This is a genomic window from Massilia sp. CMS3.1 (genome assembly GCF_051262535.1).
Classification (GTDB): domain Bacteria; phylum Pseudomonadota; class Gammaproteobacteria; order Burkholderiales; family Burkholderiaceae_D; genus Telluria.
In genome coordinates this window covers 1-23,229 of the sequence record NZ_JBIMES010000029.1, presented here as the reverse complement: position 1 = coordinate 23,229, position 23,229 = coordinate 1, and the positions used below count along the sequence as shown (strand labels likewise).

Genomic DNA, 23,229 nt, shown 5'->3' with positions numbered 1-23,229 from the left:
GACTGCACGTCTTTACCATTCTCTTGGATCAGTCTTAACTTGCCTGAAGCAGCCGCCGACCCGGTATCGCGTGCACGCTCCATCGCAGCGCGGCGGTTGGACTCGGTCAGCATATCGAAGCCGAGTGCACGCAGATTCAAACCAGTAAACGGCTCGATTTGTATGATCGACGAATAGACCTGCCGCTCGCCGGCGGGGGTGACTACAAAGTCCGCAAAGCTTTGGCGCCGCATCGCTATTACATGCTCGGCCATTCCGCGCGGATGAACGAGTTCGACCAGCGCAATGCCCTGAATGCCCGGAAATTTTTGCTGTAAGCGCAGCGACGCAACGAATAGACTAAAATCCTCGCGTCTCACCTTGACGGAGCCCAGCAAGTAGGCTTGTGCACTTCGCGCAACGCCTTCATAGGTCGTCATTCTTTGTTCGATGCGCCGAACGGCCTGACGAACCTCAAACCGGAACTCCGTCTCGCTGAGCCGCACATCTTCCTGATTTGCAACATTCCATGCTGCGAATGTCGCGGCGACAGATATGACAAAAGTTCCAACGGTAAGTAGAAAGGGGAGGTTTTTTCCAAGCAAGAGTAAGCTCTTCAGAAGTGTTGGCCGTGTCATTATCTTGACACAGGCGAATGGTCATAGGCCGCTCGGTTCGACCTTCTCGACATTGTATTGTCCTAATCGGACCATACGCTCTAGATTCGCATGCTAGTTGCTTTGAAAGCATTGGTCTGTTAGGTGCAGAACCCGGTTCTGCCGTATTGTTGAGCAAGACACTGTTCCTGTGTAGAGCATGTGCCCGGCGTACACTACGGTAAGATGCAATTAACGCCGGCTGATATTACTGAAATCGGGCAGCTTTTTATCGCGAGCTGAACGGTTTGAAAGATGTCCTTACCTTGGTCCGTTAGTTCCGCGATCTGACATAAATATCACCCGAATCAATCTGTACTATGAACAAGATGCTAGAGCTCTACAAGGCCGTCGCTGAAAGGGAGACAGGCTTCTGGATGGATTTGCCCGTTTCGACTGGCAAATCAGTTTCACGCGATAAATGGCTGAGCCTGATGAAAGAAGACCCGGACCATTTCCAGCTTGCCACGCTTACAGCTGAAGAATTGACCGGCTACTCGCTAGCGGATAGCGATGTCATCGAGCGCGCAGTGTTTGTCACTTGGTCGGACGAAATGCTACAGTAGTTTAGCGAATAGCGTCTGCAGCACTCGCCAATATAAAAATACTAGACTCGATAATATGGTTTCTAATGTCGAGTTGCCCCCCGCGAAAGAATCAGCGCGATGATCGGTCCACATGCGATGTCGGCTGAGGAGCAAGAAGCGCTTCAGCAACACATTGGGCGGACCGGGTTCGAACCTAGGCCGGCGGCATCGAGATGTACCTCAACTTCGACGGCACGTTCGTTTTTACATTCGACAATCGCATGTACAAGCAGTCGGCACTTCCGACAATAAGGCAGGCAATGCCGCACTCCACGACGTCGACGAAACGGGAGCACGCTCATCGCCCCCAGCGGCAATGCCTTATGCAACCATCGGCGCGCCGCGTGCCTTGATACGTAGGTCGTACACCTCGTGTATAACGCGGCCCAATTGCGCGTGCATTCCCTCAGCATCCCGGCCCCAAGCTACCGCGTCGATGTTGTCGAATGCGTCGACTACGTCCTTGTCAGCGTAGGGCGCGGCCAGCTCCGCCGCTCGCATCTGTACGCTTGGCGATGCACTCCTTAAGGCTGCCACCAATCCTGGGAGAAGATCACCTCGGTCCGCCTCCCGTAAGAGCTCGTTGGCCATCAATCGAACCTGTTCATCCGCATCTCCCAACGCGTATAACATTGGCGGAATTGAGGCGGCGTGACCGGTGCAGAATAATCCTTGCAGAGCACTTAGTCGTCGATCCGGGAGTGGGTCATCGAGGAAGCGGCGTAGTGTTTTACACGCGGACACGCCTCCAATATGGCCAATCGCGATCGCGTAGTGATCGCACCTTGGGGTCGCTTCGCCAGTGACCGGCGTACCGCGCCAAGCGAGTTCGAGCAGGTCAATGTCGCGCTCGTCGCCGACGAGTCCTAGCGACCTAGCTGCCATCGCACCAAGCATGCCTGGTCCCAGCACAATACGGCGTAGCGTATTGACCACTTGGGGATGGCTAAACCCTTCGACACGCCCTATCGCTGCAAGAGCTGAGCTTCCTTCGTCAAGCATCAAGTTGAAGCTGACCGCCGCGATGATTTCTGGGTCGTTCCGGAGCGGAATGACGTCAATCGCGGCTGCACGTACTTCGTCATCCGTGTCGGTACACAGTTGAACCAGAATCGCGATCGCTTCACTGTTGTCGATGCCTGCCAAGCCCCGTGCGGCTCCCAGACGCGCGTTTCTGTCCGGGCTTCGAGCAAGTCGGCCGAGCTGTGGGATTGCAGCTTCGCCAAGGAGGCGGCCGTACAGCGCAGCCGCTTGAGCGCGCCACGGGTCACCAGACATCTCCAACGCAGCTGTGATCAGTTCGAGCAGGCCGATTCTGTCGAGACGCTCGAGTCCTTTCGCAGCCGCCAGGCGCACCCAGATGCTACTGTCGGTCATGGCCTCCCTCAAAAGAGGAATATCCTTCGGAACTGCACGCCGCGCCAGCACCGCAAACACGACGGCACGCACGCCTTCGTCGGCATCCGTTGTCATCTTCAACAATGCGTCGTAGGCCTGTTGATGCGAATAATTCCCGAGAGCGCGTGCTACGGCAGTCCTGATCGTAGCGCTCTCGTCTCGAGCAGCGTTGAGTAGCGGCGGTAGTGCGCGCTCTGGGGTAAAGCTTCCCAGCGCTTCGATTGCTGGCCACCGGAAATTTACGTATCGCTCGTCATTTTCGATCACCTCAAGCAATGCGGAGACGGCTGTCTCGCCCCCTATCTTTGCTATCGCTTCAACCGCTTCGGTGAGAATTTTTTTCCGCATGGGCGCCAGGTAGCCCGCAAGCAAAGCGGGAATTGCATCGGAGTCGCCTATTTCTCCCATTGCACGAGCGGCCGTCCTTGCGAGCATCTCGTCCTCGTGCATTAAATACGACTTCAGCTGCTCGGCCGCATGCGGCATCCGCTCAATAAACCGAAGACCACGATGAACAACCTCAAGCTCATTCGTCTTCATAACCATCTCGACTTCAGATGAAAATAAAAGAGCGAGACTGTCCGGCAGCTCTCTACAAGTATCAGCTAAATTTAATATCTGTTCGACCGTTGCTACTTCAACATTAGCGACTGTCCTTGCTACGTCGTTAGCCAGCCTCCATGCTATTGCTTGATCAATCTCGCCACTATACTTGGCAATCTTTAGCCGTAAGTCGAGCACTTGTAAATCTAATGTGTCGGGTAGATCGGCCAGACGATGGAGTACGGTATTGCCCGCTGCGCTCATCGTGAAAGCGATTGCTAACACGGCGGTTGGTGCAAACCTTGCATCGTACGCTAACCCGACGCACTGGCTGACCTCTTCCTCAGTTGTCCAGCGTCTTGCCAAGGCTACCGCGGCCAGCAGATCGCGCGCCCACGTAGGAGAGAAAGCCAATCCTTTGCCGTCAAAACGAGGTTCAACTAACGACTCGATAAAGTTCCGGTCCGGGTAAAAGCCAGGGGTTATGCTAGATACCACTGATTCAAGAGCTGCCGATACGTCGTCTCCATATAACGATTGCAGGGCCGCGTTCTCGAGTGTTTCGACTAACTGAACAGGCACTCCCCCGTTCTCTAAACGGTGGCGAATTGCCGCGTGAATACCGGGTACCCCAGATTTGAACAGCTCATTTATCCAAGTTTCGCGTCGGTTATCGAATAGTTTTAGGCGAACGCTCGGGATATCGTCAAGCCCGATCGACAGGGGCCGACTGGCGACGATAATTCTGTTGCCCCGACGAAGATCGTCGCGCTGCATTCGCATAAATTGTATGCCTTCGAGCAGCAGGTGATGCGGCAACTCATCCAACCCATCCAGCAATAAGACCACCCGACCCTGCATTGTCGCCCGCAGTAGTGCCGTGCGCAGGCGATCATGCGTCGCCACATCTGACACAAGCTGGTCCACAGCGATGTTGATCGCGCTGACAAACGAGCCTTTTTCCGAATTTCCGAACAGCGACCTGGCGCTAACAAAAACCGGTACCCGGATCGGATCAGCGAGGAGCCCCGAGGCTAGTTGCATCAGCAGAGTCGTCTTCCCAGCGCGTGCGGGCGCTATGATCAAGCGAACGCTTTCCGCTAACTCTCCGGACGAGCTCGGCTTAGTCGCAAAGTCGACCAGCTCCCGTGCCGCATACGTTTCTACAAAAAAGGGAGGAAGCGGCCGCCAGCCCCATAACAACCTACGGTATTTCTCCAACGGATCGGTACTGGAGTGAACTAAATGGTTCTGATGAAGTATTGGCGGGTCAATAGACTCAACTTCTACGCTTGTTGAACTGCGCGCCGTCCTTGCGTTTGCTGCAAGCGTCTCCTTGAAAGTAAAGTCAAAATGCGGATCACGTGTCGGATCGCGTTGCGCCAAGCGCTCGGCGGACCAGTTATCACGTGCTGCCTTTACCTTTTGGTAAATTTCAGGAAAATCACGCGGCAGCTCAGGAACTGGTCCATGTCGAATAATGACGTCCGTGAAGTAATCATCTTCCTTACCGTCGAATTTCACCTTCAAGCGGCTGCCCTCACATTCAACACCCGTGAGGTTGGCTTGACGATACTGAACATTCGTTAGGGCGAAAAGAAAACGGTTAATTGGGGCTGCCGCCGTCGTTAAAGGGTATTGCCCACGACCGGCGAGTACGGCAATGACGTCGTCCCGAAACTCTAAGCGAAGGCCCTCCGACCTGAGTGCTTGAGACAAGGACTGATATCGGAAGTTGAGATCGGGTTCATATGGTTTACCTGCTTGAGCCAGATCTCGAATTAACTCTTCGATGTCGAGGAGTTCTTTTTTAACCTGACGATATCGCTCGTCGCCCAGCCATTTTTCCTTCAGTTGATGAAGAACGGTCTCATGCTGAAACCGTTTGTACGAGTAGCGTAGTGCATCAATCAACCCACCATCGCCTGTTCCAGAGACCAATACCATAGGCGGCGCATTGGTGGTCATTTTTATTCCATCGATGTCGTCTGACTTCCAGTAAGAGTGCACTTCTGGGAACGCAGCTGACTTTTCCTCGCGCCCGAATCCAACCGCTAAGATGACGACATCCGCCGCGTATTGCTGGAGCCGACGTGGCGGCTTTTGAACCTGGACAAGTCCTACGGGAGCCGTTGAGCGTGGGCCGTCCCCGTTCCATTGGACCAGCCATTGGCTAGTCGACAAGCGACCCAGCGTCACGTTGGAGATCCCAACATGCGTCCCAATTTCGAATGCGCGTTCCAAGCTACGCCACTCGGCACGCAATTTGTCCACCACCTCGGCCGCCGACCCCGCATGCCAGTCCATAATGCCTAGGTCGGTTTGCGGGGTTTCGGTACCGGCCGCTGGCCAGTCATAAATGTGCGGGTGCAGCCATCGCTTGGGTGCGTCCGCTCCAGCCAGCTGTAGCACCTCCATCTGGTGCTTGTCCAGTACAGACACCTTCCACCCAAGGGCCGCCGCAGCCGCCGCTGCTGTCAGTCCCCCTGCTCCCGCGCCAACCACCAGGAGCTTGCTCCCAGCTGTCGCTAACTTCCTGCGCTCAAGCGCATAGATAAGGTTTAACGCTCGTACTTGCTGCATGTACACCGTCGCAGGCCGCTCAAGACAACCAAGGACAAATAGCCCGCTCTCGCCCGGCACTCCCATCCGTTCTAGAATGTTGGCAATGTGATCGCTCATACCTTTTATGCTTACCAAAAGTAAAATATTGCGAATATCGTACACGACAGCGGGTGTCTTGTATGCAACATGCTAGAGTGATCGATGGGGTTTGCCGGTCGAGCCAAATAGCGCAGCGGCGCGTCCGAGCTCCTCAAGCACGTCGCGCTAGGCGGCGCGGCGTCGTCGTATGGCCAACGCCAACTGCAGCAGACGCCGTTCTCGCATCCCTCTGAAGAGCGATGCCGGCGTCCTCATACCGCCAATCGAACCACGACGGCCTACCCCCTTCACATCGACCAGGCCTACTAACGCTCGGAGGTCGGCGGATCATGATCGGGGAGCTGCGGTATTGTTGTCGGCGCTTGCAGCAGGTTCGGGTCATAAGCGCGGCCAAATTCACTGATCAGGCGTCGCCTTAATGCGTGTCGCTCTGTATCAATCGGTGGCATGGACTGTACAAATCGACGGATCCTCGCCACTAGGCTCGCGTCGGCGGACTTGTTGTCGCCCCCGCGCCCACGAGTGCACACAACAGAACATTCCCTGCTGGATAAGGACGGCGTCATAGGGGGCAGACAGGATGATTTCTTAGGAATCACTTTCCGAATAGACGACCGCCAGGCTGCTCCAGCTACTAACTCGGCGTGGCCGCATTCATCGTCCAGACGAACAAGGTGAATCCGACGCAATCGCACCTATTCCCACAGCCACTGCACACCATCATTGCTGCTTTCACAGGAATCGTATGCGCTTGCCAATTCCTACTGTGTCGCTATACTCAATAGGTCAACCCAAGGCAATAGCTAAGGTGATTCCTTGGGAATCACTCATCTAATCGCCTATGATCAACGGTTCCTATTTATAGTGGCAAATCGGATTCGATATCGGCATCCGAGCTACGTTTGACTAAGTCCCATACGGCGCTTCAGGTTGGAGCAACTGTACTTTATTGAGTCTCGTTACAGATGACCCCTAAGGAATCACGAATTTGTTGAAGCTCGGCCGAGATGATTTCTTAAGAATCACTTTGTTTTGACAATCGCAGCCCTCAGACCTTACAAAGCACGCTGGGCGATTGATTCCTAAGGAATCATAACGGTGTGAGGCTCGGTCAAGATGATTCCTTAGGAATCATTATTGTTTGACAATCGCAACCGCCCGTAACACTGCACGGTCCATTGCAGGCCCGTGATTCCACAGAAATCGCGACTATGATGAGGCTCCGTGGAGTGATTCCTTAGGAGTCATTGCTGTTGGACAATCAGAACCATGTATAACCCTGTCCAAGCGCAAAGCTATTTTAGTGAGTGATTCCGAAGGAATCACGAAAACCGGTGCCCGATAACAAGAGAGTCCCGTTATCGGGCAGGACTCCTGCTCACAAAGTGGCCGGACACGATGATTCCTAGGGAATCGTTTCGCCACGTAACGAGTTGCAAGGCTAGTCCAGCAACAAGCTCGGCGTGGCTGCATTTGGCGTCCTGCCAAAGAAAAGGTGAATCAGACAAAATCGCACATACACCCGCTGCCGAAACACCCCGTCATTGCTAACTCCATAGCAATCGCATGCGCTTGTTAAGTGCTACTGCGCCGTTATCCTAACTAGGTCGATCCGCACACGCATGCCATAGCTCAGGTGATTCCTTAGGAATCACTGAACTTACCGCCCACGCTCTCAAGGTTCAGCTTCTTAGTGGCAGGTCGCATTCGATCGGTCGTCGGGGCTAGCTTTTGTCACAGCCCACGTACCGGACTCCAGATTGAAGCAGCTATGCTGTATTGAGGTTAGATCTGGATGATTCCTTAGGAATCATCGATGATTGACAATTGCGACCGCTCGTAACTCTGCACAAGCGCAACGCTTAGCCAGTGATTCCTTAGGAATACCGAATTGCCGATCGATCAAACGTGAACGTTATTTAATTCGCTAGTTTGCCCATTCAGGCCGATGTAGTCCCGGTGCGAATGGGCGCGGACCTGCCATCGGAATTCGTCCTCATAATTACTGTCGGCTTCTGCTCGCAACGGGACAAGCTTAGTCATCGTACATATGTGGGCATACCACATCTAGAGCCGTTATACGCCATGACTGCGATTACAAATGGGTCGGCGAATAGGGCAGGAAAGGGTGGTCGCCGGCCAGGTGAGGCACCTGCTTGCACCCGGCCGAGCCCGAGCGATCATTGTATGAATAACTCATCAAGGAGTTCGTCATGCAAGCAGCGACACCCGGTTTATTCGACAAAAACGCCCAGGGCGGCGTTTCAGCAAGCGAGCGCACTTCGGCGCTGCATGCGGCGCCTTCGCTCGCGACTCTCGGTTACGACATGCAGCCAGTAGGCGCTACGCATCGTGGGCGTCCGGCCTGAGCTCTGCGACTCTCCCTGGCGCAGAGGGCCCCGGCCAGAGCCGCGCTTGCAGACAGGCGAGCCGGCGGGATACTGAAGCTATACCACCACCGCCGCCATTACTGATCGAGGAAGGAAAACCGATGAATGACCGCATGCAGTTGCCGACGGCCAGCGCGCCGCACAGCGCACCGACCACACATCTGCCGATCGCGCAAACGTCAACCTGCGAATCTGCAGGAAACAAACACCAGGTTGAAAATGCATCTGTCGATGAGAGTCTGAACGGACCACCGAGAGCGACAACCCGGGACGTCAGCTACCTCGCTAAAACAGGAGACAGTCTCACTAGGCTGGCCGCGGACATGCTGGCGGCCGCTGGCCCGGTGTCGAACAAAGGCCCCCTGGTGGAAGCGGCATGCTTGAGGCAATGGGCGCACCGTATCCTTGCCCTTGAGGCTGCGCCGGCTACGACAGGCCTGACCGCACAAGATCCTTGCCCGGGCTGCGGCAAGGCGCTGCTTGGAACGCAGGAAATCATCAAGCCAGATAGCAGCAAAGTAGTGCAGATGCGCTGCGCAGGATGCCGCTGGCAGGGCAGGGAACGGCCGGTCTCGGTGGCACCGGACAAGGCGATCGAACGGCTTGCCAATGTCTGGTCCGGCAATAACGCCGACGGCCAGGACACCGTAATCGAACGCCACAACGCACGCCTGGCCGTTCTTACCGCGGCTCCCCTTAAACCCTATGAACAAGCCACCTCCCGGCGCTTGATGCGTTGCGCGCGATTGCAGCCCGCATTGCCGGCGAATGGGACTGCCCGCCGCTTGTCAAATTTGGTTTCCTTTCCGACAATACGGAGGCCGATGTTCTTCGGTTTGTCAGGACAGCAAGCAGCGAGATTCCGGCGCCGCCTGAGCTTCGATAGCGCTGCACACGTGCATCGTTCCCTCGTACCCGGCCCACTGGCGAGTCGCAACCAATAAAGCGGGAATGCGCCACCGGGGCCAGGCGTCGAGCGCAACTATCGACTCGAGAGACTGGGCGCTATTCGTTACCAGGTCTGCGTTACGCGATGGGCAGCTGGCCGCAATGGGGAGCCCCAGCGGCGTGTCAAGCGTCGTCAGACTGGCTATCCGGACGGGTAACATGTCGCCGTACTGCAAACGCCCAGGAATCGATGCGTAAGGGAAGGGCAGAAGCAGCGCGCTTGGATGCGTCAAGACCGCAACGAGACGTTCAAGCGTGTCATGCGGGCCTGGCATGGACCTGGTCGCAACGGACGATACTGTTTTCAGGCTTACAGAAACCACAGCCGCGCACGATAAGGAATGCTGCTCTGACGTGGTGCTCGGTATGGACGTCGGCAGCCCATTCTGGGCTGGCGGCTGCGCCGCAGGTTCCACCACACATAGCATTACGGACGAACCTGTGCGCTGCCCGTCTGCACGGGACGCCAGCGCTCTGGCGGCGCCGGCCGAGATACCGAGACCGGCACCTACTTCGGCCCACGACAGGCCTGAAGCGCGTAATGCCACGGCATGGCTGCGGCGCGCTTGGGATTTCTCCAGGAACGCGCAGCGCGACTGCGCACCGCCTGCGCGGCGCCTGGCCTGCGCCCGCGCAGCCGCACGCCGCTTCGCCTCGGTCTTGCTGATGATGGTTTGCAGTTCGCGCTCTTCATCGGGGGTGATGGCCAATGCCTCGAGCAGCCAGTCATTGCCAGGCGTGTAGCGGGCATCGCGCGGGCTGCCGTTCCACAGGTTGGGTATGCCCTGCAGCGAACCCTCGGCCCGATCCAGGACACTGTGGACGCAGTTGTCGACCTGTTGCTCGGTCCAGGTCGGGGCAACCTGTGCAGCAAGCAGGCGGATCGTCTGGCGCAGCTGCGAGAAGGGGCGCATGACCGCCAGGCATACCGCGCCGACAAAAATCGGCATGTCGCGTTCACCATCCGGGGCGCCGTGCTCCCACCCCCGCATGCATAGCAGGCGCTGCAGGTCGTTGTAACGGTCGCAGGCCAGCAACTGCCGGTTGAATTTGCGCAAGCCGCTGCGGCAGCGCGGCCCGACGGTTTCCTTTTCCGCCGCGCGTGACAGACGCTGTGCGCGCTCCTGCTCGAACTGTTCACGCGGCAGGCGCAGGATCTCGTCGGCGATCCGGTCGAATTCGTAGAGCATGACCGGGACACCCTCTTGCCGGTGCCCCCCATGGTCGTCGAAATCGAAGTCGTTCACCCAGGCCACCTGGACCGTCCTGCCCGTACGCGAGTTGACCGAACCGACCATGCGCAGGACACGGGCGGCGTCGCAGGCTTTCGCGTCCGCCACCATGGCTTTCAGGCGTCTCCACAGTTCGGACTGGACGCTGCGCCATCTGGTCAGCGCCGCTGCAGGGACCGGCCTAGCCAAGATCCACTTTGCATACAGGCCGTTGCCGCTGTCGACGATGAGACTCGGGCGCGGCAGCGCACGATCCGTGCATTCCTGCAGCAGGATCGGTACCAGCTGTGCTGCAGTCTGCGCGCGCCATTCAGGCTTCTTGTATGTGTCGAGATCGGCCTACAAGGCGCCGACCCGGGACAGGTTCCTGATCTTGCGGCCATCCTTGAATTGGCGAAAGCTCGACTGCGAGATATACGTGTCAACGCTGCCGACAGTGCTGCCCTGGATTTTCTCGGCCAGGCGGGCGTGATAATGCCATTCCTGCCATGGGCGTTTCCGGGTCTTGCCCGGTGCCGTCCCGGTGGTTGCCCCCGGCGCGGCCGCGTGCGACTTGGCCAGCGTGAAGAAGCCATAGCCGCTGCGCGCGTGGAACAGGGCAGGGTCGGCCATCACTTCCACAGGCAAGTCGCCGCCGGTTGCGCTCGCGGGGTTCAGCATGACGCACCCGCCGTGCGACGATCCCGACCCGGCGGGCTGCAGCGCCTGGGCAGGTCATGGTTTCCCTGGCCGGACGCGAACGGCGGATGGGCATGGAGACCATGCGGCATCCTGACCGGGCAGTTTGATCCTGCCGGGCGGGCATCACCGGCGAGCGAACGACCGTCATCCTGAAGGCGCTTAAGGCGGTGGCGCATGCGTGTCCCCGAACAGGCGAGCAGACGCAGTGCCGGCACTATTTTGAAATGGTAAGTACACAGATACCCCTTGGCACCATGAAAGGTGCAAAATAGTGGTTGACTGCCACGCGGGCGGGGGTTAGGATGAAGTTTCTCAGGCTTGTCCTTCCCGACCACGGGCGGATAATAGAAATGCCCCGGCTTTGGCCGGGGCTTTTTCGTTAACGCGTCATCGCATCATCGCATCATCATCGTCTTTCTCGCTCGGTAGTGATTCCTAAGGAATCAAAATTATCGACACGCCGTTATTCTTGCGGCTGTTTCTCGTTTGCAACTATCTCATCGCCGACGCCTGCCAGCCATTTGTAGATCCGTTCGGCCAGGTCGTTTTCGTTGATACCGGCATTTTCAAGCTTGATGTGAACGGCGCGGCCACGCAGGCTCAAGCTCACCAGCGGCGAGCCGTTCTGGGCCGTCACGATGCGTTCCTTGACCCCTTGCGCCTCGGTGCCACCGATGCGGCCCGCCATTTTGTTTGCGTACATCTGCTTGAACCAGGGCAATATTGAATTTTCGCTCGCGCCTTCCTTGAGCCGCAATACGGCTTTCAGGATCAGGTCGCCATCGTTCGGGTAGTTCTCATACAGGCTGCGGATGATTTCGCTCGTACTGGAATTGAACAGCCCGGGGTCTTTCTCAAGCAAGTCGACCATTGGTTGAGGCAACGCCGCCATGGCAATGCACTTGCTCACCGTACTCTGGCTCATGTCGAACCGCATCCCTATCTTCCTTTGCGACAAGCGCAGGCTCGGATCGGGGTGGGTATAAATCGCATTGAACGCTTTGCCCAGCGTGTAATGGAATTCGTCCTTGCGCGACCGGTTGCTGGCCAGGCGCGCCAGCTGGGCATCGTAATCGCTATAACTGCGGATAATCGCCCTGATGAACGTCCAGCCAGCCTCTTTTGCGCCGCGGGTACGCCGGTGCCCGATAATCAGCTCGAAGCGTCCACCCACCCAGCGCACCTGGATTGCCTCTTCCTGGTGCCCGGTCGTCATCGACTCGCCCAGGCTGACCAGGCTCCCTATGTCGTAGCGACTCCCGGAATCACCAGCACTCTGGAAAATACTGTCGACCAGCATGGCGATCGGCAGCATCAGCTCGCGGTTCAGGTAAGGAGTCCAGTCCGTGACCTCATCCCACTTGACGCGCATGGAAGGATGGTCAGCAAAGCGCTGGCCTGGCAGCAGCGGCAGGTCGTGATCAAGGGCAGCGGGCGCCTGCTCCGCAGCACTGTCGCTGCTTGATTCTGGCAGGTCCGCTGCCAACGCTTGCGGCTGGCCGCCGGCATCTTCGTGTTCTGTGTTCGCGGCCAGTTGCTCGGGCTGTTCCGGCGAAGCGGACGCCGGCTGCACCGGTGCCACGGCGCCGGCGCTCTTGCCGCTTCCTGGCGCCTCGGGCTGGCTCTTGCCGGCCAGCGGGGTCGATTTTTCTGCCGGCCCTTCAGCGGTGTCGAATGCAGCGGAGCGCGCCAGGTCGGTGCGTTCCTGAATCTTGCCGCTACCCACCAGGCCCGAAAACTTAATTGGCCCCTTCCTCATGCCGCCGCCTCCTGCGTCAGCGGGTCGAACCCGCCCAGTTTGATATCGTAAAGCCGGATGATCGACCTGGTCAGCGAAATGATGTCACTGGTGCCGACCGAATTCGGTTCTCGCTCGAGCACAGGCGCATTGGCCGTGATGTTTTCCGGATCGGACTCGCGCAGGAAGCCGACGAAGTCGCGCACGATGGTGTCGTTGATCTTGTCGGGGTAGCGGGCATGCAGGATAGCAAGCTGCTCGGTATGCGGTTTTTTCGTCTGGTTGTAGCCGTTGACGACGATCTGGACGTCGATCTTGGACTTGCAAAAACTGTTCAGTTCCTGGACGTTCGAGCTCAGCACGTCGAGGGCGGCGACCGCTTTTGGTTCCGGCTTGACCACTGCCAGCAGCAATTTTGCCGGCACCATGAACGTCGTCGTCAGCAGGGACGAACCAGGCGCTGAGTCGACAATGATGACGTCATAGCGTCTAAAGACGGCGACATGTTCCTCGAGCAGGCGCTGGAATGCTTCCTCGCGCCTAGTAGCGTTGCTCAGCCAGTTTTCGTTGGCCATCGTGATGTCGGCCGGGATCAGATCGAGCATATTGTTCTCGTACAGCGGCCAGATTGCAGCTTCGACATCTGCCGGTGGCGCCGGCTTCTTGTCGAACTTGCTCGCCATGTGCTGGTCGTTGCTTTGCATCAGATCGCTGATGTGGGTGATCGATTCCGTCCGCCACTCGATACCGAAAGACTCGGTCAGGGTGGCCTGGGGGTCGCCATCGATGACAAGCACCTTGTAGCCCATCATTGACAGCGCCGTAGCGACATTGCATGCAATGGTCGTCTTGCCGACCCCGCCCTTGGCCATCCGGACGTCGATCAGCGGCGGCAAGACATAAGCACGCTCATGCTCGGCAGGGATGTTCATGAGCTGCATCCTGATCTCGCGAATACGTTCGGGACGGTATAGCTTGGTTGCGCCGGCGTCGGCGTTGTCGCGGAAACGCGTTCGGAACATTTTATGGGTGCCGTCGAAGCCTGTCAGCTCCAAAGCCATTTTCGGCTTCATGCCCGGGAAAGTACGCACTGTACGCATCAAAAGGTATCCTGCTAGAAGTTAATTAAATGCATCTTAACTGGCATATGTGATGCTGTCACGCAAAAACCGACCGTTTTGCGTCCTATGATCCAAATCAAATCTACGCTGACGGGGCAAAGCAGGGGTTAGGTAAGGACGCTTTCGTAGGGCAAACGTCAAATTTGCGTCCACGGCTGATAATTTGTCCGCATTTTCGCTGTTTGATTTCGCGCAAACTTTGGCGAATTTTTGTGGACGATGAGCATGGGGTCGGATCCGTTCGATGGCGCCATGGCAAACCGGGCATGACGTCCACAACGGATAAGCCCAGACCACGCCGTATGTTCTCGCGGCAGCGGCACGTTCCGGCCACCGCTGGTCCGGACAGAGGCCTCACAGCCGCCATCGTCAGAGACCGATAGAGACTCTTCCGACGCTTGCTGTCGTGACCGTGAGCGCGTTTGGGCCACCGGCGGCGCTGGCCAAGCTTATGATCATGCCTGGGACGGCACCTGCTTTTGTGCCCGACTTGCATTCTGTATTTTCCCGACGATGAACATGCCGAAACTGCTGCGCACCCGCGCATCGGACATGTGCTCGCGTAGTTCCGCCGGCGTGACGGCCAGCATGCGCGCCAGCGGCTTGGCGACGACGGAGCGGCAGAAATCGTTCACGGCCTCGGCCTGTTCGGACGGCGGAAACAGATCGTAGGCTTCCAAGCCGAGGAGTGCTTCGTTGTCGCGCCGGGCCGCGTCGTCCGCGGCTGCCTTCTTGACGCTTTCTGCCGTTTTTTTGACAGCCTTCGCCTTTGCCTCGGTCGTCTTGTTCGCGTCCGTCAGCTGCTGGTGGATCTTCACGTCCAGCGTGCCAAGCCGATAGCCTTCACGCAGCGCCTTCATCAGGTAGCCACCGGCGCGGTGCTTGACCTTGCCGAGGTCCACGTTGTGCCTGGTGTAGTCGATCGCCTGCTGGATCCGCTCGTCGTTGAAGGTTTCGCGGTTCGAGATGATTTCGTTGAATTCTGCCTGGTTCAGTGCGAACTCCCGGCTCAGGATGTCGTACTGCGAGCGCAGGACGAGGAATTCAACTTTTTGTTCATCCTGGACGGTCGTCTTTACCTGGGAGACCTTGAAGCGAACCTGGCCGATGCGTTTTGAGCCCGGCACGTTCTGGGTCAGCATTTCGATCTCGAGCTTGGCCACTTCCTTGATTTCGGCGATGGCGCTTTCCAGTACCTTGTTGCGGAAGTGCTTGAACAGGTCGTAGGTTTTCTTGTTGGATTCAAGCCAATCGCGTAATTCAGATATCTCGAGCCAGGGCGTCATGCCTTCTTCGATGTACTCCTGCAGGCGGTCGTACAGCAGCTTCGAATGGATCGATTTGAAGACGAAGCGCAGGCTCAAATAGTGGGACGTGGCCGGATTCTTGATGGCGGCCTGCAGCCGGTCAGACAGTTCGAAAAGGAATTCGCCATTCCGGACAAAGGCAGGTCCGAGAAGCGGGACAGAACCGTACCAGTCGTTGGCTTGGTTTTCGAGGTCGATTTCGTTGAGCTCGATCGCGCCTTTTTGCGCTTCGCGGATGATCTGCTGGAGGTGACGGGAGTTCCTGCTGGTTGTTCCGAGTAGCCACCTGAAGAGTCCCAAGTCGACCCGGTATTCTTTGTGCAACTCCGTATCTTCGGCTGCCAGGAAATATGTCACGTCGATCAGGCGCCGTCCGGCCAGGCTCAGGTCGACGATTTTGACCAGCGCGTTGTTGCGTCTGAAGCCAAGGTCAATTGGCGCTTCTGCCACGCTTTTGTCTAAAGGCGCAAAATCGGCAAATAATGCCAGCGCTAATTGCCGTGATGGACTGATCATCGAACTCTCCTTGACGGCGAGAATGACAGTCCAAGGTCTACATGTCAAAACAAATTTAGTGACCTTGCCTCAAACAGTTTTAAGCCGGCAGCACGCGTGGAACGCATCCAAGGATGTCACCGAGACCCTGATTTCGTCAGCGCGTCTACAGACCAGCACATTTTTTGTGACCTTAGTTCCGCCTTCCCTGGCCCTGGTAACAGGGCTCGACAGCGGCATTGCCGTACAGTCGGGCTTATCCACCAAAGGACGGGTTGTAGTAGTAGGTTCTTTTTTAAATAACAAACCTACATACTAAGGTTCTCCTTGATCCCTTTAAAATCAACGACTTAGAGAAGCAAAACCACATTTTGCCTGCGCATGGTCGACGTTTGTGTGCGGCAAGGTCATGTTTAACACGAGCAAGGTCACCATCTATGTGCAAGAGTTGTCCACAGTCAACGAAAGGTCACAGACTTTGTGCGGAAGGTCACCGGTTATGTGCAAAATCGCCCGAAACCGGCATCCATGGCCCATTTCAGCGCCGTAGCCCGTCGCAAGGTCACAACAATTGTGCAGCTCCTTTCAAGACCCATAAGTTGCCAACACAGCAGCCCTTCCAGGCCGGTCAATCCTAGCAAAGTCACTCAATTTGTGCGCGAACCCGGCATTTTGGCCGGATCCGGTTACGGGTTTGACTACTGTAGGGGAATTGGGACCAAACAAGGTATGGTTCGGGCGAAGGCAAAGTCACCTTTCTTGTGCAATGTCCTTGCGTTTGGTCAATGCTTGCATTTTCCTGATCTGCTCGCTTTCACCAGACCGCGTTCTACGGGGCGTAGCGCAGGCGAAAAGTGCGGCCGACAGAGGCAAAGTCACCGTTTATGTGCAACGGGTAGACGGAATAGCTGCCGATTCCGGGCTTGGCAAGCCGCAAAGCGTGAAAACGCCCGTTTTATCGCTTCAAAACTGCAGCCTTGCGGAATCGAGACCCTAAAATGCGCCTGATCTTGCACAAAGAAGGTGACTTTGCCTCGCCAAAGCAGAACTTGCGCTCGTAGCGACCACCCTCGACGCGCAGCTTGCACAATTGACGGTGACTTTGCCTGGCAGGGGCAGGGCGCCCATACCGGATCAACTGCGGCCGGGCTGCATCATCGTCGCGGCTGTGGTGCAAACGTTCAGCTCGGCTAGAATGACCAGCTTTGCCCAGCATGCGTAACCGTCCAATCAAGAATGACCTGTTCAATGTCCGACACTTCGAGCAGGACATTATCGTTCTTTGCGTGCGCTGGTACCTGCGCTGCAAGCTGTCCTATCGTGACCTCGTCGAGATGATGGCCGAACGCGGTCTGCCGATCGCTCACACGACAATTCTGCGCTGGGTGCAGCGCTACGCGCCAGAGTTCGACAAGCGCTGGAGCCGCTTTTCAGCCCAGGCGGGTACGTCATGGCGAGTGGACGAAACCTATGTCAGAATCCGCGGCCAGTGGGCGTACCTCTACCGGGCTGTCGATGCATCGGGCAAGACTGTCGACTTCCGGCTTAGCCCACGACGCAACGTAGCTTCGGTCAAGGCCTTCTTTCGCAAGGCCATACATTGCCAGGGCCGCTCGCCTGAGACCATCACGCTGGATGGTTACGCAGCCTCTCACAGGGCGGTTCGAGAACTTCGGCAGCAAGGCAGGCTTTCTGAACTGACGAAGCTTCGCTCGTCGAAATACCTAAACAATCTAATTGAGCAGAACCATCGCTATGTGAAATCCAGGTTAGGCCAATGCTGGGTCTGAAAAGCTTCGCTTCCGCCGCCACGACAATTCGAGGCGTCGAGCTCATGCATCGCATTCGCAAAGGCCAGTTCGACCTACGAGATTTGGTAACTCAAGGGCAAACTACGCCCGAAATCTGGGCTGCTGTGCTTGCTGCGTAAGCTGGCCCCACATATAGCCAGCTGCCTTGTTCCTCGTCCACAATTTGCACCACAGCCCGCTGGGCTTTGAAGAGCGAAGCCAAGCTGCCGGATAGGAAAACGGAGCCGCGCCTCAAGGCTGGCTCGGCGGCCGAAGGACCTACGTTGCTCGAGCGTTTTTTGAGTGCGCGCGCCAAGCTCGCACTCGACGTGTTCAAGGAGATGGATGCCGATCAGCGTAGCACGACCTATGAACAGTTCCGGGCGCAGGCGACCGGTAAAGTGCCCGCGCTTGACAAGGTACTTGATAAAGGTGTGACGCGAACGGCCCTGGGCCTATGGTAGGCCGACGCGCTGTGGGGTGAGCTCACTGTGGAAAAGTTGTCCCACTTTGCGGACAAGAACCAGGTTTTGATCTGACGTCATCTCAGGATGGCTGTGGTGAGAATGATGGATGGAGATGCGCCCGCCCACCTGTGGCAGCCCATGCATCAATATGGCTTCCAGGATCTCGGCGGCTTGCTCGGCCCGTCAATGTCGACGGCGGCTGCCGTCGTCCAGTGCCAGCTGCTTCGATCCGAATGAACGGTGAACTTGATTGGCGTGCAGAATAGCCACCGGCGCCAACCTTTATCGGCGCAGCGGATCGACAGCGCTTGGCATCATCGCCACCATGCGGTCAATCATTGCACGGATGTCGGCTATGCCCAGGTGGCTTTCGTTACGTAACAGCTGTTTGTATAGCAGCGAAACGATCTGAAGCGAGTCAACCGCACGTACCTGAACGGCAACGGCTGGCCGCCCCCGCTGGATCAGGCGGAAATAATAGTGCGAGTCCTGGAACTCGATCTGGACCGACTTGTCGTGCTCGCGGCCATGACCATCGAAGCGAAGCGACCAGATCTTGTTCTCCAGCAGAGCAAGCACCTGGTAGGCTTCCTGCACGGTGAGCTGGACCACGATCTTGTTCTGCCAGTCGAATGTCTTGCGGGCACCGCCGGCGAGCACGACCGCGCCCTCAATGTTGATCGTGTGCTTGCGCTCAGCCCGGGTCGTCGCTTCCGCGATGCACAGCGCCGCCGCTGACGAAAAGATTTTAAAGCTGTAGTACGGGGGATCCGCAGCAGCTGAGGGGGTGCTGTCGGTCACGGCAGCTGCTGCGCCCAGTCCTGCAAGATATTTACGTGCGGCCGCGGCGTGAGGCGTGCGCGTATCGATCGCGTCGATGGCGTCGAAGAACCGGCGCTGTTCCTTGAACGCGAGCCTGACGAGCTGGTCGGCCGGCAGCCGGCCACCGATGCGCTGCAGGGCCGACCGGGTCCTTGCGTCGAGCACGCGGACGGTCGCCTCGAGCCCGTCGCGTTGCTGGCGATCGCCAGCGCCGAAAGCAATCAGCGCCGCTTCAAAGCGTTTGCCAGCACCCGAGCCGGCCAGCTCGAGCAGCTGGTCGCGCGACAGCGCCGGCAATCCTGCGGCAGCCAGAATGCTTGTGATTTCAGAGAGCTTCATTGGACTTCTTCTTCCTTGGCTTGGCGGTAACGTAGATGTCGGCTGATCGCTCCAGGGCCAGGCCGAGATACCCCCTGACGTCGTCCTTTGTCCGCCCGTGCTCCTTTAATTGTTGCGTGGCGAATGTATTTCGCAAGGTGCGGCCGCCGCTCCGGTTGACGTCGATGCCGGCCCGGGCGAACGTTGCTTTCACCTGGCGCCAGAGCGTCACCTTCGACATCGGTTTGCCCTCGGCGTCGCCGGGGAAGACCAGGTCGCCTTTTAACAGGCGCTGCCCCTTGCTGTCCTCGGCCAGCCGCTCGATGAGCCAGTAGCGCAGCGCGTCGGCGCCGTAGCTGTGGACGATGGTGTCGTGCTCGTAGCTTGTGGCGTGTTTGTCTTCTGGATTGATTTTCAACCGGAGGGGCAGGGGACTGAACGAATCCTCGACCTCCCCCAGGTGTAGCCCGATCGCCTCGGCCACCTTCAAGCCTCCAAATAGCAGCGTCGCCTGAACAGCGTGATCGCGCCGGCGCTTCCACGCTTTGGGCAGTCGCCCAGCCCGGTTCGCTCCGGGCGGATCGAGCGGGGGCAGGGCGGCCACGAAAGCGGCTACCTGTTCGGGGTCCAGGGCTTCGGTGCCAACGTTCTGCGCAAGGTAATGGTTGTCGGTGGCGAGCTTAGTGGCCGATGTCGCCGGGTTCGGTGCGATTTGCAGGTAGCTGTAGCAGCGCTCCAGCAGCCGCAGATACCGTTCGGTGATCCCGCTGTTTTGCTCGCCGCGCCGACGCAGCTGGCTGATGAAGCGTACCAGGTCACGTTCCTCGACTTGCGAAAAGCGCCGGTTCTGGCCAGCGAGCCATGCCGTGAACTTGCGAAACATGAAAATGTAGATCTCGGCCGATTTCTTGGATATAGCCTCGGGCTCGGGCTCGCCAAGTCGCCGGCTGGTGCTGGCGAACTCTGGCGTCGCGACGAAGGCCGTGAAGGCTGCAAGGGGATCGTCGTCCCACGTTCTCAGGTCAGGCATAGGCACCTCGTTATTTGCGTTCGTTTTGGCTACGGTGCGGATGGCGGCGAAGGCGCGAACAGCTTTGCGTTTCCGTTGTGGAGTTTGCCAAGGATACCATAATTGAAACTAACAGACAGACAAGGTAGCTAACCCCAAGGGGGATGCGAACGCCGCCGACTCCGGGCCTGGACCGGGGGGATTCTCTGGATTCTCTTTGCTCTTTTCGTTCTTTTTGCTCTTTTAGCACCTGATGGTTGGCTAGTAGTGGCGGCTGAGGTTGAGTAGACGGAACGTGTCTGCAGGGGATGTATGTAGCTTTGCTATGTTTGTTAGTTACGAATTTGGCATATCTTAACTCTTCAACATGTCTGTCGAAAAAATCTTTCGCCGAAAAGTGTAAAACAGAGCCCGTGAGTGGCGCCAAACCTCTGACTGAACCAAAATCTTTGAGGTCAACTTCATGTATTGCTTGTTGGGGTCGTGAACCAAGGCTTCTTCGGCGGCCTGTCGTTCTACCGACGCCTCACGCACGACCGAGCGACGTGGCAGGAAATGCAGTCAAAACAGAAGCCATTGGAGAGCTATTTGATTTCACTAGATACAAACTCGGTGTCGACCACCTTTGCACTACTAGCCCTATTCGTGTGTGCTGAAGCTACGTCCCCCTTCGAATGCGCATGACGACGCAGACGAGCGACATGTCCGGTCTGAAGACTGCAGGCTCCGAAAGGAGAGACCTGAAAGGCACTACCAGAAAAAAAATTGCAGCACTGCTGCAAGAAGTCGCTACATCGGAGAGCGCGGCCGCTATGGCATACTCGGCCGCCGCACGCATGTTCATGCATGTTCCGGCGCAAACCAACCTTGCTAAAATCCGAACATTTATTGAAACAAACGTACCAGTTGGCCTGATTGACTCCACCACGCTCGACGGCATAATTCAGCACTACGAGAAGGCGCTGGATCACCGCAAAAGGTCTGCACTGGCCCAGGTAACGATCCCTAAGCGACTTTTGGAACGACATCAGTCCGAAATATGTCATGAGTTACCAAATTTCTCCCCCGCTGACTACCACGGTGTAATAGTGCTTTGGGCCCCTATGGGATCCGGCAAGACTCGCATGGTTGGACGGCCATTCATACGGTATTGCGTAGAACATACCAACACCAAACCATTAGCAATCTGTCACCGCGTGAGCCTTGTCTATGATATGGCCAATGCACTGGAGATCGAGCACTACGACCAAATAGACGCCAACACGGTGGACGACCCGGAAATCCGCGGGCTGGCAACCTGCCTTCCAAGTATCACAACGACAACCTACCGACCTCTGATTGACCAAGCTGAATACGTTTTCATTGACGAAATTAGCCAAGTCCTGCGTTTCCTTTCTGCGAAAGACCACTGCCGCACTAAAGAAGCGAACAACGAAGAAGTTTACGATCGACTTCGTGAACTGGTCGCCAACGCAAAGTGCGTAATCGTGGCCGATGCAGGTTGCGATGCGCGTACTATCAGTTTTCTTGAATCTTGTCGCCCTGGCGAGAAAATCCGCATCGTCGAGATGCTCGCCAAGCCGAAGGGCATTAACGCTACCTATCACTTTGGATCAGACGCTGCCGCCGCAGTTGTAGGCGACTGTCTTGCCGAACTCGCTGCCGGCGGACACGTTTGGATCGCAACGGAGTCGGCGCGCCGTGCACGCAACTTGGGTGCATTCTTCGCTTCGCAGCGCTATCGTGTTCTGTCGGTTTTCGCTGGTAACAAAGGCAACCCCGAGCAGGCCGCCTTTCTAGCCGAGCCTGAACGGTTGTCACACGAGTACGATGTGGTGATCGCATCGCCCGTCATAGGATCCGGTCTTTCGATCGAACACAAGGAAACGGGGGAATGGTTTACTTTGGGCGCCTTCATCGGCGGCGGACGGCAAATCACACCAGCCGACGTCATCCAGGCGCTCTATCGAGTGCGCTATCTCCGCTTTTTCTCGCTTGGCTTGTTGCCCAACTCCGAAATCGGCAAACAGTCCGGCAAGAGCATCAAGGCTGCATGGCTTGAGGCATCCGCACTCGAAGGCGCCGAGGGGTCAGCCAACGTGTTTACGGATTTCGTCGCAGACATCATCGCAAGCGATCAAAACGCTCGCGCGGACTTCGCTGCAGGCTTGTTGTGGCAGCTCGAACGTGCCGGATGGTCGGTCGCCAACCATGATACGGTCAACTCAGAACTCGTCACCAATCTGGCCGCCGTAGACAAGGCCCAAAACCAAGCTCATCGCGCCGCCCTGATAGCAGCGCCAGTCATCGACCACGACGCGGCCAGGCGGCTAGAATGCTCGCCCCATCGGACCGAAATGGAAAACATAACGCTCGAAGCTCATCGCATCCGTGGTGATCTGAACATTTCTTGTTTGGACGAAGCCACTCTCGACTTTTGGGACAACGGGTCTGCAGTTGGCCGACTCGATCGTTTCAGCGCGTGGAAGGGCGTTATCCTCTCGTATGATGATACCGCTGAGAATCCAGCACGCCGCATGTACTGGAAAGCCATGGTTGCAGCGTACAACGACCTGTTGCAGGGCTTTGATCCCCATTGCACCCGCCTCACCGAGGACATGGCAAACCTGCTTCTCGACCGCATGCTTGCGCGCCGACACCTGCTGGCCCATCTGGGTATTATTTCCAAAAAATATGGTGCGTGGAAAGAGGATAAGGACGGACGACCACTTGACCTGCCCCGGCCAAAGAACCCCCGTCAGGAATTGGCCGACGTCCTGGCACGCATTGGTCTAGCCTGGCGGTCAATCCGGGCACGTGTATCCATCCCTAGCGTACTTACCTTAGAGAATATGACTAAGGGTGGATACAAGATGGGCCGCGTTTATGTCGTAACCCAAGACAGTCTCACTAAAATGGAGACTTCCGCGCGACTACGTAACGCTGGGCGAAATACCAAGCACGTTTATTGCGCCTCTACACAGGCCGTTGATTTTCCCAAATCCGACCCTGACACCCTAACTTTCTCACAACGACAGTCCCCAGTTCGTTTCGGTGTAGTGGTCAAGTAATTTCGGACACGTC

At 57.2% G+C, this 23,229-nt stretch carries 14 protein-coding genes; 5 read left to right on the top strand and 9 right to left on the bottom strand.

The window, feature by feature from the left end:
• Positions 1-584 (bottom strand): CHASE domain-containing protein (locus ACHAC9_RS23315; RefSeq protein WP_435763978.1); only part of this gene is annotated, 584 nt, incomplete at its 3' end.
• Between the two features lie 371 nt (positions 585-955).
• Between ACHAC9_RS23315 and ACHAC9_RS23310 the strand changes: the two genes are divergently transcribed.
• Positions 956-1,201, top strand: a complete 246-nt coding sequence (locus ACHAC9_RS23310) for a hypothetical protein (protein ID WP_435763977.1) — start codon at positions 956-958, stop codon at positions 1,199-1,201.
• Between the two features lie 342 nt (positions 1,202-1,543).
• On the opposite strand, the gene ACHAC9_RS23305 is transcribed toward ACHAC9_RS23310, so the two are convergent.
• Entirely contained in the window at positions 1,544-5,845 is a 4,302-nt protein-coding gene (locus ACHAC9_RS23305) for a HEAT repeat domain-containing protein (RefSeq protein WP_435763975.1), read from the bottom strand.
• A gap of 2,473 nt (positions 5,846-8,318) precedes the next feature.
• Here ACHAC9_RS23305 and ACHAC9_RS23300 point away from each other — a divergent pair.
• Positions 8,319-9,161 carry a hypothetical protein gene (locus ACHAC9_RS23300; RefSeq protein WP_435763973.1) on the top strand — a complete coding sequence of 281 codons (843 nt, stop codon included), beginning with the start codon at positions 8,319-8,321 and terminating at the stop codon, positions 9,159-9,161.
• Here ACHAC9_RS23300 and ACHAC9_RS23295 read toward each other — a convergent pair.
• From ACHAC9_RS23295 to ACHAC9_RS23275, 5 genes are all read right to left on the bottom strand, one after another.
• The gene (locus ACHAC9_RS23295) at positions 9,057-10,586 is read right to left on the bottom strand and encodes a hypothetical protein (protein WP_435763971.1); all 1,530 of its coding nucleotides are present in this window, start codon (positions 10,584-10,586) and stop codon (positions 9,057-9,059) included. The genes ACHAC9_RS23300 and ACHAC9_RS23295 overlap by 105 nt on opposite strands.
• Positions 10,587-10,736: 150 nt before the next feature.
• Positions 10,737-11,057: a hypothetical protein gene (locus ACHAC9_RS23290; RefSeq protein WP_435763969.1), complete on the bottom strand. Its 321-nt coding sequence runs from the start codon at positions 11,055-11,057 to the stop codon at positions 10,737-10,739.
• Between the two features lie 484 nt (positions 11,058-11,541).
• Positions 11,542-12,837, bottom strand: coding sequence for a ParB/RepB/Spo0J family partition protein (locus tag ACHAC9_RS23285; RefSeq protein WP_435763967.1), 1,296 nt, complete (start codon positions 12,835-12,837; stop codon positions 11,542-11,544).
• Positions 12,834-13,916, bottom strand: a complete 1,083-nt coding sequence (locus ACHAC9_RS23280; RefSeq protein ID WP_435763965.1) for a ParA family protein — start codon at positions 13,914-13,916, stop codon at positions 12,834-12,836. Before ACHAC9_RS23280 ends, ACHAC9_RS23285 begins: the two co-directional genes overlap by 4 nt.
• Positions 13,917-14,392: 476 nt before the next feature.
• Positions 14,393-15,694: a replication initiation protein gene (locus ACHAC9_RS23275; RefSeq protein WP_435763963.1), complete on the bottom strand. Its 1,302-nt coding sequence runs from the start codon at positions 15,692-15,694 to the stop codon at positions 14,393-14,395.
• Positions 15,695-16,953: 1,259 nt separating this feature from the next.
• Between ACHAC9_RS23275 and ACHAC9_RS23270 the strand changes: the two genes are divergently transcribed.
• Together ACHAC9_RS23270 and ACHAC9_RS23265 are read left to right on the top strand one after the other, a co-directional pair.
• A protein-coding gene (locus tag ACHAC9_RS23270; RefSeq protein WP_435763961.1) for an IS6 family transposase occupies positions 16,954-17,669 on the top strand; the annotation gives its coding sequence in 2 pieces (ribosomal slippage) (positions 16,954-17,503 and positions 17,503-17,669; 717 coding nt in all).
• Positions 17,670-17,735: 66 nt separating this feature from the next.
• Positions 17,736-17,993 carry a hypothetical protein gene (locus tag ACHAC9_RS23265; protein WP_435763959.1) on the top strand — a complete coding sequence of 86 codons (258 nt, stop codon included), beginning with the start codon at positions 17,736-17,738 and terminating at the stop codon, positions 17,991-17,993.
• A 285-nt stretch (positions 17,994-18,278) separates the two neighbouring features.
• Here the strand turns inward: ACHAC9_RS23265 and ACHAC9_RS23260 are convergent, their stop codons facing one another.
• On the bottom strand, positions 18,279-19,157 hold the full coding sequence (locus tag ACHAC9_RS23260) for a hypothetical protein (protein ID WP_435763957.1): 879 nt from the start codon (positions 19,155-19,157) through the stop codon (positions 18,279-18,281).
• Entirely contained in the window at positions 19,144-20,166 is a 1,023-nt protein-coding gene (locus ACHAC9_RS23255; protein ID WP_435763955.1) for a tyrosine-type recombinase/integrase, read from the bottom strand. The genes ACHAC9_RS23260 and ACHAC9_RS23255 overlap by 14 nt, the downstream gene beginning before the upstream one ends.
• 659 nt (positions 20,167-20,825) lie before the next feature.
• Between ACHAC9_RS23255 and ACHAC9_RS23250 the strand changes: the two genes are divergently transcribed.
• The gene (locus ACHAC9_RS23250; RefSeq protein ID WP_435763953.1) at positions 20,826-23,216 is read left to right on the top strand and encodes a plasmid replication protein, CyRepA1 family; all 2,391 of its coding nucleotides are present in this window, start codon (positions 20,826-20,828) and stop codon (positions 23,214-23,216) included.
• Positions 23,217-23,229: the final 13 nt, after the last annotated feature.